The sequence below is a fragment of the Achromobacter sp. genome, from assembly GCF_036567245.1.
GTDB lineage: Bacteria > Pseudomonadota > Gammaproteobacteria > Burkholderiales > Burkholderiaceae_B > Achromobacter.
In genome coordinates this window covers 1-12384 of record NZ_DATCUY010000548.1, presented here as the reverse complement: position 1 = coordinate 12384, position 12384 = coordinate 1, and the positions used below count along the sequence as shown (strand labels likewise).

Sequence of the window (12384 nt, the reverse complement as noted above, 5' to 3'; positions counted from 1 at the left end):
CCCCGCCCCCACCACCACGGCATAGCGGGAATCCCCTTCCGGGACGCTCGGTGCCGCGCTGCCCGGCGTGATTGCGGTCGCCACGGTCATATGCCATTTGCCGCCGTAGCCAGACGCGCGTCGCGCCTCGAAACCCGCGGTCTGCAAGGCGTGGCGCAATTCGCCGGTGCAGGCCCATGTGGCCAGCGTGGCGCCGGGCGCCGCCAGCCTGGCCAGGTCGCGCAGCAATGGCAGCTCCCACATCCGCGGATTGCGTTCGGGCGCGAAGCCGTCCAGGAAGAATGCGTCCATGCTGGCGCTCAGGCGGGACGCCAGGACCTGCGCATCGCCGAAGCCCAGCATCAGCGTGACGGCGCCGCCCTCGAACTCCAGGCGATGCAATCCAGGCAACAGGACCGGCCATTGCGCCGCCAGTTGCCGCCCCAGGCCAGCCAACGGTTCGGGCGCGTAACGCGTCAGCAGGGCCGCCAGGTCTTCGCGCTCGAAGGGATGCCCTTCCAGCGACACCACATGTAGCGCGGCACTGCGCTGGGGATCGTCGCGCCACGCTTGCCAGAGAGCGAGGAAGTTCAGCCCCAGGCCGAAGCCTGTTTCGCAAACCGTGAACGCGCGGCGTCCTCGCCAACGCTCGGGCAGGCCGTTGCCCCGCAGGAACACGTGTTCCGCCTGCCCCAGCGCGCCCGATGGCGAATGATAGACATCGCCATAAGAGGGGCTGTAGAGCCGCCCGTCGGCATCGAATTCAGCCTTGGCAGGGATCAGGGGAGCATAGGTGAAGGACATGGAAACGGCGGCGGCGGACGAAATGGAGAATGGGAATCAGCGCGGATCATCGGATGCGGCTGCGTTGGGCGGACACCACGCGGCGCGGCGGATTCGGCGCGCTGCCACGGATTTGACGCATACATGGGCTTACACTGGTTTCATGGATACCTACGATCAGCCCCGTTCGCAGACCTCGCCCATCGACCTGTGCGCCGCGATCGACGCGGCAGTCACGGCGGCCCATGCCGGCGCGGCCATACTGCAATCCTACGCGCATCACCGCGCGGATCTCGTGATCGACCGCAAGGCGCGCAACGATCTCGTGTCCCAGGCGGACCGCGAGGCGGAGGCCGCTATTATCCAGGAGCTGCAAGCGCGCACGCCCAAGTTTGGCATCGTCGCCGAAGAGACCGGCGGCAAGCCGCAGGGCCGCGCCACCTGGTACATCGATCCACTGGACGGCACCACCAACTTCCTGCACGACATTCCGCATTACGCGGTGTCGATCGCCCTGATCGCGCACGCCGGCACCGCCATATCGGCCACCGAAACGCTGGCCGAGGACACGCCCGTGGTCGGCGTGGTGTACGACCCCAGCCGCGAGGAACTCTTTACCGCGGTCTACGGCCTGGGCGCCTGGCTCAACGGCCGGCGCATCAAGTGCTCGCGCACGCCGACCATCGAAGACGCGGTGCTGGCCACCGGCTTTCCCTTCCGCGATTTTTCATTCGCCGCGCAATACATGCCCATGCTGCATGACGCCATCAACCGCGCCCGCGGCGTGCGCCGCATGGGCGCGGCCGCGTTGGACCTGGCATGGACCGCTTGCGGCCGCTACGACGGCTATTGGGAAATGGGCCTGGCGCCCTGGGACGTAGCCGCCGGCACACTGATCCTGCGCGAGGCGGGCGGTGCATGTTCTGACATGCACCGGCAAGATCCCTGGCCCATCGGCGGGCGCGTCGTGGCGGGCAACAAGGCCATCGAGCGCGCCCTGCACGACATGATCGCGCCGCACCTGGACAACAAGGGCTGACGGCCCTTACGCAGTCGTGCCCGTGGGTGCGCCTGCGACCGCATCGGGGCGCAGCTCCCGGCGCAGTATCTTGCCCACGTTGCTCTTGGGCAGTTCGTCGCGGAACTCCACGTAGCGCGGACGCTTGTAGCCCGTGAGCTTGTCGCGGCACCAATCCTGAATCTGCGCCTCGGTCAGCGTCGGATCCCGCCGCACCACGAACACCTTGACGGCCTCGCCCGAGTGCTCGTCCGGCACGCCGATCGCCGCGCACTCCAGCACGCCGGGATGCTGGGCCACGGCCGCCTCGACCTCGTTCGGATAGACCTTGAAGCCCGACACGGCAATCATGTCTTTCTTGCGATCGACAATGCGGGTATAGCCCTGCTCATCCATGATGCCGATGTCGCCCGTGCGGAAGTATCCGTCGGCCGTCATGGAGTGCCGGGTTTCCTCGGGCTTCTGCCAATATCCCAGCATGACCTGCGGCCCGCGGATACCCACTTCGCCACGCTCGCCCAGCGGCACTTCGCGGCCTTCGTCGTCCAGGATGGCCACATCGGTGGACGGCAGCGGCAAGCCGATGGAACCGGAGTAGGCGGTCGCGTTGGTGGGATTCACGGTGGCCACCGGCGAGGTTTCCGACAGGCCATAGCCTTCGATCAGCGGCCTGCCGGTGATCTTCAGCCAACGTTCGGCGACCTGCTGCTGCACCGCCATGCCGCCGCCCAAGGTCAGCCGCAGGGCCGAAAAGTCCAGCCGGGCGAAGTCGTCGTTGTGCGCCAGCGCGTTAAACAGCGTATTGACGCCGGGGAACAAATTGATGGGGACCTTGCGCCACGCATTGATCAGCGCAGGCTGGTCGCGCGGATTGATGATGAGGACGTTGCGCATGCCCGCATGCAGGCCATACAGCCCGCACACGGTCATCGCGAACACGTGGTAGAGCGGCAGCGCGCTGATGATGGTGAGCTGCTGGTCCGCGAGGTCATGAACCACGGGCTGCGCCACCGCTTCCGTCTGCAGCACATTGGCCACCAGATTGCGATGGGACAGCATCGCGCCCTTGGGCACGCCGGTGGTGCCGCCGGTGTATTGCAGCACCGCCACGTCGTCCATCGACAGCGCCGGCGGCGTAAAGCGCTGGCGCGCGCCAGCGTGCAGCACATCGGGCAGCTTGCGGGCGCCATCGATTTGCCACGGGGGAACGATCTTCTTGATATAGCGAGCGGCCAGGTTCACCAGCGGCGCCTTCAGGCCGCCGAGCAGATCGCCGGGGCCGGTCACGATGATGTGCTTGAGCTGCCCACGGTCCGTGACCCGCTGCAAGGTGTGCGCGAAGTTCTCCAGGATGACGATGGCCGACGCGCCGCTGTCCTGCAGTTGCCGCTGCAGCTCTTCGGCGGTGTAAAGCGGATTCACGTTCACCACGACCAGCCCCGCGCGCAGCGTGCCCAGCATGCTGACCAGATAGGCCGGCACGTTCGGCATCATCAATGCCACCCGCTCTCCCTTGGAGAGGCCCATGCTTTGCAGCCAGCCGGCGAATGCCTGCGCGTGGGCGTCAAGCTGCGCATAGGTGATGTCGCTGCCCATCGCGGTGCAGGCGATGCACGAGGCGTACTGCTTGCAGGCCCGGTCCAGCAAGTCAGTCAGGGAGGCATAACCCTCTGTGGATATCTCCGCTGGAACCCCCTGCGGATAATGGGCAAGCCACGGACGCATCATGGTATTTGTCTCCATTAAATTGGTTTTTGATTGATGATACCCTTGTTGCGTTCCCTTTTTTCGCCCGAGAGCTCCATGAAACTGCTCGAACCCATCGTCGCGTGGCATCACGACATTTCCAAGATCCGACGCGACATCCACGCGCATCCCGAACTGGCTTTCGAAGAGTTCCGCACCGCCGACGTGGTGGCGGCGAAACTCGAAGAATGGGGCATTGAAATCGACCGCGGCCTGGGCGGCACCGGCGTGGTCGGCATCATCCGCGGCAATCTGCCGGGCGACCGCGCAGTAGGCCTGCGCGCCGACATGGACGCCCTGCCCATGCAGGAGGCCAACACCTTCGCGCACGCCAGCACCAACGCCGGCAAGATGCACGCCTGCGGCCACGACGGCCACACGGCCATGCTGCTGGCCGCCGCGCAATACCTGTCGCAGCACCGCGACTACGCCGGCACGGTCTACGTGATCTTCCAGCCCGCGGAAGAAGGCGGCGGCGGCGCCAAGCGCATGATCGACGACGGCCTGTTCAAGCGCTTCCCCATGGAAGCGGTGTTCGGCATGCACAACTGGCCCGGCATGAAGCCCGGCCAGTTCGGCCTGACCGCGGGCCCCATCATGGCCTCCAGCAACGAGTTCTCCATCATCGTGAAGGGCAAGGGCACGCACGCCGGCATGCCCAATCTAGGCATCGATCCGGTCATGGCGGCGGTGCAACTGGCGCAATCGCTGCAGACCATCATCACGCGCAACCGCAATCCGCTGGACGCGGCGGTGCTCAGCATCACGCAGATCCATGCCGGCAGCGCCGACAACGTCGTGCCCAACCACGCCGAATTGCGCGGCACCGTGCGCACCTTCACGCTGGACGTGCTGGACTTGATCGAACGCCGTATGGAAGAGATCGCGCGCCACACCTGCGCGGCGATGGACTGCGAAGTCGAATTCACGTTCCAGCGCAACTATCCGCCCACCATCAACCATGCCGAAGAAGCCGCGTTCTGCGCCGACGTGCTGCGCGACATCGTGGGCGAGGCCAACGTCAACGACCACGTGCAGCCCACCATGGGCGCGGAAGATTTCGCCTTCATGCTGCAGGAACTGCCGGGCTGTTATGTCTGGATCGGCAATGGCACTGGCGACCACCGCGACAGCGGCCACGGGCTGGGTCCCTGCATGCTGCACAACGGCAGCTACGACTTCAACGACGAACTGCTGCCGCTGGGTGGCACCTACTGGGTCCAGCTGGCGCTCAAGCGCCTGGCCAAGGCCTGATCCTTAAACGCCGTCCGCCGTCCCGACTGCCAGGCACATCGCCAGGAAGCGTTCGGCGGCGCGGGCGGCCGCGTCCGCATGCGGCACCAGGATGCTCAGGGTCCGCGTCAGCGGCCGGGGCAACAGGCGCAAGGCCGCCAGGGCTCCATCCTCGTGCCGCATCGACATGACGGACACAAAGCCCACACCCAGTCCAGCCCGCACCGCCTGTTTCACCCCCTCGACGCCGGCCAGCTCCAGGCCCACCGACGGCGCCAGGCCGGCGTCCGCAAATGCGCGCTCCACCAGCCGGCGCACGCCTGAACCGGGTTCACGCATGATCAGCGCCGATGCCGCCAAGTCGCGCAGCGTCACCGCCCCTTTGCTCGCCAGCGCATGGTCCGCGCGCACCACCGCCACCACTTCGTCCTGGCGCCAGGCATGCACCGCAGTATCCGCGGGCAGGCCCGTAGGCACGTCGCCTTCGATGAACGCCAGATCCAGGGCCGGCAGGCGCTCGACGATTTCACGCGTGTTGCCGTCGGACAGATGCAGGCTGACCGCCGGGAAGGCATGGCGGAAGTCCGCCACCAGGCTGGGCAGCAGATAGCTGGCGGGAGTGGTGCTGGCGCCCAGGCGCAGATCGCCGGTTTCCAGTCCGCGCCAGGATTCCCGCACCGCCTGCGCCTGCCGGTACACCTGGCGCAACTGGCGGGCCTGCTCGGCCAGGCGTTCGCCGGCCTCGGTCAACGCTATGCCGTGGCCGCTACGGCGGTACAGCGGCTCGCCGAACCATTCCTGCAACATCCGCAGCTGGCCTGAAACCGCGGGCTGCGACAGGTTCAATTGTTGCGCGGCGCGGCTGATGTTGCCGGCATCGGCCACGCTGGCGAAGGTAAGTAGCTGGTCCGGGGTCATGGTCGCTTAAACATCAGAATTTCTGATATTACATATCCGAAATAAAGATTTTTCAAATAGTAGGCCGCAAATTAATATTTCGGGAAGTTATTTAGATATGCCTCGTCCAAAAGGCCAGCCATGAGTACCTCCACCAGCACCGCCGTCCCCCTACCCGCCACGCCAGCCACGCCGGTGGCGCCTCCCGCCGCCACGCCCTGGCGCGACAAGCTCAATGGCGTGCTGTTCGTCGGCCTGCTGGCCGGCGCGGTGATGCAACTGGCGGACCTGCCCGCTATTCGTCAGCTGGGCTTTTCGCCGCTGGTGGTGGGCATCGTCTGCGGCATGCTCTACGGCAACTTCCTGCGCGGCACCATGCCGGCCGACTGGGGTGTAGGCGTGAACTTCACCGCGCGGCGCCTGCTGCGCATCGCCGTGGCCTTTTACGGCCTGAACATCAGCATCCAGCAGATCGCCGCAGTGGGCCTGCCCGGACTGGCGGTCTCGGTGGCGGTAGTGGTGGGCACCCTGGTACTCGGCACGGTGGTGGGCCAGCGCTTGCTCGGCCTGGACCGCGACACTGCCATGCTGACCGCCGCTGGCAGCGCCATCTGCGGCGCCGCCGCCGTGCTGGCCTTCGAACCCACGCTGCGGGCCGCTCCCCACAAGAGCGCGGTAGCCGTGGCCACCGTGGTGCTGTTCGGCACCCTGTCCATGTTCCTGTACCCCGTGCTCTACCACGCGGGCTGGCTGAACTTCGACACCCAGGCCCTGGGCATCTATATCGGCGGCACCATCCATGAAGTGGCCCAGGTCGTCGGCGCGGCCAGCAATATCGACCCCGCCACCACCGAAGTCGCCACCATCGTGAAGATGACCCGCGTGGCCCTGCTGGTGCCGGTCCTGCTGATCCTGGGCATGTATCTGCGCAGCGCCGCCTCGCATGCCGCCGGCGGCCAGGCCAAGGGCGCCAAGCTCCCCATTCCCTGGTTCGCGGTGGGCTTCCTGGTGTTGGCCATCATCAATTCGCTGAACATCATTCCCCCGGACGCCGTGGCCGCCATCCGCCGCCTGGACGTCTTCGCCCTGACCATGGCCATGACCGCGCTGGGCATCGAAACCCGTTTCGCCCAGATCCGCAAGGCCGGTCCCCGGGTGATGGCGCTGGGCCTGATCCTGTACCTCTGGCTGCTGGTCGGCGGTTACGGCATCGTCAAGCTGGCGTCCTGATCCCCGGCCCGCCGCGCCCAGAGGGGCGGCGGGCTTCGCGCATGCACGCCGCTGTCGCGTTTTTCCTGCATAATCGGCTGGTTCCCTAGCAGTGGAGTCGGCCGCATGACCTCCAGCACCAAAACCCCATTTACGACTTTGCCCGCCGATCGCGACGCGGTATTGCGCGTCATGCCGATGCCGGCGGACGCCAATATCCACGGGGACGTTTTTGGCGGCTGGATCATGTCCCAGGTCGACATCGCCGGATCGATTCCCGCCGCGCGCCGCGCCGCCGGACGCGTGGCCACCGTCGCGGTCAATGCCTTCCAGTTCAAAGAGCCGGTGTTCGTGGGCGACCTGCTCAGTTTCTACGCAGCCATCACCAAAACCGGCACGACCTCCGTCACGGTGTCCGTCGAGGTCTACGCGGAGCGCCAGCGGCTGGACGCCGAGATCGTCAAGGTCACCGAGGCCACGCTGACCTACGTCGCCACCGACGAAGCCCGCCGCCGCCGTCCCCTCCCTACTCTTTGAGCCGTATCGCATGACGCAGTCCGCCGCCGCGCAGAAACCGCCCGCGACGCCCCGCCGCCTCGACCCGGAAGACGCCCAACACGCGCTGGCGGAAGTGCAGGAACGCCTGCGCCGCCAGCAACTGGTGGCCGACCTGGTGCATCGCCAGGAAGAAGGCGACTCCAAGGCCTCGCTGGTCGAAGATCTGGTGCATCGCCAGCACGAAGCCGAACTCAAGACCCTGCTGGACGGCCTGCATCCGTCCGACATCGCCTTCATCCTGGAGTCGCTGCCCAAGGACGAACGGCAAGCCATCTGGAAACTGGTCAGCCCCGAGCACGACGCGGACGTGCTGCTGGAAGTCGAAGACTGGGTACGGGAATCGCTGATCGAAGCGATGGACCGCCAGGACCTGGTTGCCGCCACCGGCAACATGGACGCCGACGAGCTGGCCGACCTGGCGCCCGACCTGCCGCCCGACGTGGTGGCCGAGGTCCAGAAGGGCCTGACCGAAGAGGAACGCGCGCAGCTGCTGGAAGCCATGGGCTATCCGGAAGACAGCGTGGGCGCGATCATGGACTTCGAGATGGTCCGGGTGCGCGAGGACGTAACGCTGGAAGTGGTGCTGCGCTACCTGCGCCGGCTGCACGAACTACCCGACCACACCGATCAGATCTTCGTGGTGGACCGCCAGGACAAGCTGCAAGGCATCCTGCCCCTGTCCAAGCTGCTGGTCAGCGAGCCCGAAACCGAAGTGAGCGCGGTCATGAACTCGGACTTCCTGGCGCTCAACCCGCTGGATTCCGACGCCGATGCCGCCGGCGCCTTCGAACGCTACGATCTGGTCTCCGCGCCCGTCATGGACGACCAGGGCCGCCTGATCGGCCGGGTCACCATCGCCGACGTGGTCGACGTGATGCGCGAAGACTCCCAGGAACAGGCGCTGTCGCGCGCCGGCCTGCAGGAAGAAGACATTTTCGCGCCCGTCGCCACGGCCCTGCGCAACCGCGCCCCCTGGCTGCTGTTCAACCTCTGTACCGCCGCCACGGCCTCTTTCGTGGCCTCCCAGTTCGAGGGCACGGTCAGCCAGATCGTCATCCTGGCGTTCCTGATGTCCATCGTAGCCGGCATCGGCGGGAACTCCGGCAACCAGACCATGACCCTGATCATCCGGGCCCTGGCGATGGGCCGGATCACCGGCCGCAACCTGTGGCAGTTGGTCAAGCGCGAGCTCCTCGTCACCCTGATGGTGGGGCTGTGCGGCAGCCTGGTCGCTGCGCTGTTCGCCTGGGCGATTTCGCATTCGCTGTCCATCGCGCTGGTGATGATGGCCGCCATGATCTGCAACATGCTGGTAGGCGCGTCGGTGGGCGTGCTGGTGCCGATGGTGCGCGCCCGCTTCGGCAAGGATCCGGCGATGGGCTCGTCGGTGCTCCTGACCTTTGCCACCGATTCGCTGGGGTTCTTCATCTTTCTGGGCCTGGCGACAATTTTCCTGCTGTAGTCCGGATACAACAGTAAAAGAAATCGGCCTCCCTCTGGCGATGCCTGCTTGACAGCTAGCTGACAGGGTGGATGGCGACCGTTCCATTACAGTAATGGGATTGTCATCCTTCCCCTTTCAGTGCCAATAATGACCGCAAGATTCCGGGCGGCAATCCTTTGCCTGCTGCTCGCCACCTTCGCCGCTACCGCCCAAGCCTGTGACAGCATGCCCTCCTGGGCAAAATCGGCCTGCAACCGCCTGGACCAGATCTGGACCGAGGGCGGCAATGACCTGTACTTCACCGGCTACTCGTGGCACAACCGCGCCACCTACAGCAAAGAGAAGATCGACAGCTTCAATGAGCTGGCCTGGGGCGGCGGCTACGGCCGCAGCATCTACGACGAAGACGGCGACTGGCAGGGCCTGTACGCCATGGCTTTCCTCGACTCGCACAGCAAGGTCGAACCCATCGCCGGCTACGGTTTCCTCAAGATCGGGCGAGTCAGTGAAAATGTCCGCCTGGGCGCGGGCTATACTGTCTTCCTGACGGCGCGTCACGACATCATGAGCTACGTGCCGTTTCCAGGCATCCTGCCGCTGGTGAGCGCGGGCTACAAGGACGCGATGCTGTACGCGACCTATATCCCGGGCTCGGCTGGCGCGGGCAACGTGCTGTTCATGTTCGGCCGCTGGAGTTTTTGAAGCGCTCGCCCGCCTCAGAAGGCTTGACCCAGCCTGCGCACCAGATCGCCCAGGCGCCAATCGTCGATGCCGTGCGCACGCAGCGCGCGCTCGGTCTCCACGACATAATCCAGGCAAGGCCCCGAATGGCCCACGGCATTGCGTACCGATGCGAGCAGGCGGTCGTCGCTCAGCCCGGCCGCGTATTCCTGGCAAGCCCGGTTCAACAGGAACACCAACCCGCGCACCGGCGCGGCTTCCGTATGGCAGGTGAGCCAGCGCGGCGAGTAGGCGCCCGTGATCATTTCCCGGCGCCACAGCGCCTGGAATACCGCAAGCACGTCGCAGGCGGCGATCTGGAAAGCCACGCCGCGGCAGCAGCCCCCCCGGTCCAGGCCAAACACCAGGCCGGGATTGTCGGGCGAGCCGCGATGGTCATGCGACCACAGGCACAGGGACCGGTGATAGCCGCGCACCGTCGCCAGCCGTCGTTCGCGCCAGGTGAAGCCGGGGTGCCATATCAGGGATCCGTAGGCGAACACCCACAGATCGTCGACGCCGTTCCAGCCGACCAGCAGGTCATCCACCGAAAGCGCGCGCCGCGAAGTTTCCGTACCGGCGCAGCCGGCGGGTACTGCCAACGACATAGGGGCCTCTGATATCCCGATTCATCCCATGATGGGAGTGGGGGATATCCTACGCCGTAGCCTGCGCAAAAGAATTGCGTGATGGGGTCTGGCCAGCGGGCCGAATGGAATTTGCATCCCCGGCGGCCCCCGCCACGGAAAAAAAATTGCGCGCGCGCGCCTACACCGCGTCCAGCGGCAATTCGGTGGTGCTTTTGATGACTTCCATCGAGAAGCTGGCGCTGACGTCCAGCAGGTCCACCGCGCCGATCAGGCGGCGGTAGAAGCGGTCATAAGCCGCCATGTCCTCGACCACGACCTTGAGCAGATAATCGACGTCGCCCGCCATGCGGTGGAACTCCACCACGTTGGGCAAGGCCATCACGGCATTGATCAGGCTCTGCGTCCATTTCTCGTTGTGCTGGCTGGTCTTGATGGACACGAAGACGGTCAGGTTCAGGCCCAGCGCGCGGGGATCCAGCAAGATGGCGTTGCGGGCGATGACGCCGTCATCCTTCAGTTTCTGGATGCGGCGCCAACAGGGCGTGACGGACAGGTGCACCTGCTCGGCGATCTCGGCGACCGAACAGGTGGCGTCCTTCTGCAGCAAGGCCAGTATCTTGATGTCCGTCTGGTCCATGGGTTTCCTCGGCTGGAACGGCCCCAATGTTGCCTGTTCCGCCTGCCCGCGTCCAGCCTGCGCCGGCGGCGCCGGACTTCAGTAAGTCCCGGGGTAGCCGCCGCCGTCGATCAGGATGTTCTGCGCCGTCATGTAGCCGGCCTGCGCGGAACACACATAAGCGCAGAGCGCACCCAGTTCCTCTGGCTGGCCGTAGCGGCCCGCCGGGTTCGAGCGCCCGCGTTCGTCCCAGAGCTGCTCGAAGCTCTTGCCGCCAGACTGTTCCAGCATGCCTTGTATGTGCCTGACCTGCGCATCCGTGGCGAAGGCGCCGGGCAGCAGGTTGTTGATGGTGACGTTGTGGCTCACGGTCTGCCGCGCCAAGCCGCTGACGAAGCCGATCAGGCCCGAACGGGCGCCATTGGACAGGCCAAGCTCGGCGTGCGGCGCCTTGACGCTGCGCGACACGATATTCACGATGCGTCCGAAGCGCCGCTCCATCATCCCGTCCACCACCCGGCGGATCATGTCGATGGGACCCAGCATCATGGCATCCAGCGCGGCGATCCAGTCGTCATGGCTCCAGTTGCGGAAGTCGCCCGGCAGCGGGCCGTCCGCGTTGTTGATCAGGATGTCTGGATGCGGACAGGCAGCCATGGCCGCGTCCCGGCCTTGCGCCTGCGTCAGGTCGGCCGACACCCAGCCCACCCCTATCCCGGTTTCATGCGATATCTCGGCCGCGGCCTGCTCCAGCGTCGCGGGATTGCGGGCGGCGATCGTGACCGCCACGCCTTCCCGCGCCAATTGCAGGGCGCACGCCCGGCCCATGCCGCGGCTGCCGCCGAATACCAGTGCCGTCTTGCCGCTGATGCCCAGATCCATGCCCGACTCTCCTGTCATTGGGCTTTGGCGGAGCGCTCCGCCAAAGCGGACCAGTATAGGACTGTGGTGTCAGCCCATCCACTGGCTGACCGGCGCCGCCGCGTCCTGCAAAGGCTGCGCCACCACGTCGATCAGCGCCGGGCCATCATGCTCCATTGCTGCCTTGATTGCGGCATCCAGCTTGGACGGATCCTCCACCCGCCAGGCCTTGACGCCATAGGCTTCCGCAATGCGGGCATGGTCGGTGCGATTGAAGTCCACGCTGTAATAGCGCTTGTCGTAGCCCGCCTTCTGGCTGGCCTTGATCCAGCCATAGACCGAGTTCGAGAACACCACCATCAACAGCGGCGCCTTATGCCGCACGATGGTTTCCAGTTCGCCCACCGTGAAGCCGAAGCTGCCGTCGCCCATCACCGACACGCACTTGGACTGGGGCCGGCCCACCCAGGCGCCCAGGGCGGCCGACATGGAGAAGCCCAACGCGCCATGCGCGCGGTTGGTGATGAAATGACGGCCGGGGCGCGACACGTCGTAGTAGGCAGAGAAGTACGGGCAAGGCGTGCCGGGGTCGGCGCAGACCACCGCGTCGTCGGGCAGCAGGCGGTTCAGGGACTGCACCACGCGCTCGGGACGGATGGGCGCATCCAGGCTGTTGGCCAGCGGCTCCAGCTGCGCCCGGCGGGCCTCCTTGGCGCGGCCGGCCAGCACC

General features: G+C 66.0%; 13 protein-coding genes. 6 read left to right on the top strand and 7 right to left on the bottom strand.

All coding sequences use genetic code 11. The features are described 5' to 3' along the window. Window positions 1-783, bottom strand: a 783-nt coding sequence (gene mnmD, locus VIR09_RS23160) for a tRNA (5-methylaminomethyl-2-thiouridine)(34)-methyltransferase MnmD (RefSeq protein ID WP_332014976.1), incomplete at its 3' end; no start/stop codon positions are given. A gap of 142 nt (window positions 784-925) precedes the next feature. Between mnmD and VIR09_RS23155 the strand changes: the two genes are divergently transcribed. Further along, window positions 926-1801, top strand: coding sequence for an inositol monophosphatase family protein (locus tag VIR09_RS23155; RefSeq protein ID WP_332014975.1), 876 nt, complete (start codon window positions 926-928; stop codon window positions 1799-1801). Window positions 1802-1807: 6 nt separating this feature from the next. Here the strand turns inward: VIR09_RS23155 and VIR09_RS23150 are convergent, their stop codons facing one another. Continuing rightward, window positions 1808-3508, bottom strand: a complete 1701-nt coding sequence (locus tag VIR09_RS23150; protein ID WP_332014974.1) for an AMP-binding protein — start codon at window positions 3506-3508, stop codon at window positions 1808-1810. 75 nt (window positions 3509-3583) lie between these two features. Here VIR09_RS23150 and VIR09_RS23145 point away from each other — a divergent pair, with 75 nt between their 5' ends. Further along, window positions 3584-4780, top strand: a complete 1197-nt coding sequence (locus VIR09_RS23145) for a M20 aminoacylase family protein (RefSeq protein WP_332014973.1) — start codon at window positions 3584-3586, stop codon at window positions 4778-4780. A 3-nt stretch (window positions 4781-4783) separates the two neighbouring features. Here VIR09_RS23145 and VIR09_RS23140 read toward each other — a convergent pair whose 3' ends face one another. Beyond that, entirely contained in the window at window positions 4784-5677 is an 894-nt protein-coding gene (locus VIR09_RS23140) for a LysR family transcriptional regulator (RefSeq protein ID WP_332014972.1), read from the bottom strand. Between the two features lie 120 nt (window positions 5678-5797). Here VIR09_RS23140 and VIR09_RS23135 point away from each other — a divergent pair, with 120 nt between their 5' ends. From VIR09_RS23135 to pagP, 4 genes are all read left to right on the top strand, one after another. Next, window positions 5798-6886 (top strand): YeiH family protein, encoded by a 1089-nt coding sequence (locus tag VIR09_RS23135; protein ID WP_332014971.1) that lies wholly within the window; start codon window positions 5798-5800, stop codon window positions 6884-6886. Between the two features lie 105 nt (window positions 6887-6991). Further along, on the top strand, window positions 6992-7402 hold the full coding sequence (locus VIR09_RS23130; RefSeq protein WP_013391547.1) for an acyl-CoA thioesterase: 411 nt from the start codon (window positions 6992-6994) through the stop codon (window positions 7400-7402). A 10-nt stretch (window positions 7403-7412) separates the two neighbouring features. Then, entirely contained in the window at window positions 7413-8885 is a 1473-nt protein-coding gene (mgtE, locus tag VIR09_RS23125; protein WP_332014970.1) for a magnesium transporter, read from the top strand. 129 nt (window positions 8886-9014) lie between these two features. Next, the gene (gene pagP / locus VIR09_RS23120) at window positions 9015-9569 is read left to right on the top strand and encodes a lipid IV(A) palmitoyltransferase PagP (RefSeq protein ID WP_332014969.1); all 555 of its coding nucleotides are present in this window, start codon (window positions 9015-9017) and stop codon (window positions 9567-9569) included. A 14-nt stretch (window positions 9570-9583) separates the two neighbouring features. On the opposite strand, the gene VIR09_RS23115 is transcribed toward pagP, so the two are convergent. From VIR09_RS23115 to VIR09_RS23100, 4 genes are all read right to left on the bottom strand, one after another. Then, window positions 9584-10195: a gamma-glutamylcyclotransferase gene (locus tag VIR09_RS23115; RefSeq protein WP_332014968.1), complete on the bottom strand. Its 612-nt coding sequence runs from the start codon at window positions 10193-10195 to the stop codon at window positions 9584-9586. A gap of 160 nt (window positions 10196-10355) precedes the next feature. After that, a complete protein-coding gene (locus VIR09_RS23110) occupies window positions 10356-10814 on the bottom strand; it encodes an Lrp/AsnC family transcriptional regulator (protein WP_332014967.1) in 459 nt (152 codons plus the stop codon). Between the two features lie 78 nt (window positions 10815-10892). Beyond that, window positions 10893-11675 carry an SDR family NAD(P)-dependent oxidoreductase gene (locus VIR09_RS23105; RefSeq protein ID WP_332014966.1) on the bottom strand — a complete coding sequence of 261 codons (783 nt, stop codon included), beginning with the start codon at window positions 11673-11675 and terminating at the stop codon, window positions 10893-10895. A 69-nt stretch (window positions 11676-11744) separates the two neighbouring features. After that, on the bottom strand, window positions 11745-12384 hold a 640-nt coding region (locus tag VIR09_RS23100; RefSeq protein WP_332014965.1), incomplete at its 5' end, for a thiamine pyrophosphate-dependent enzyme.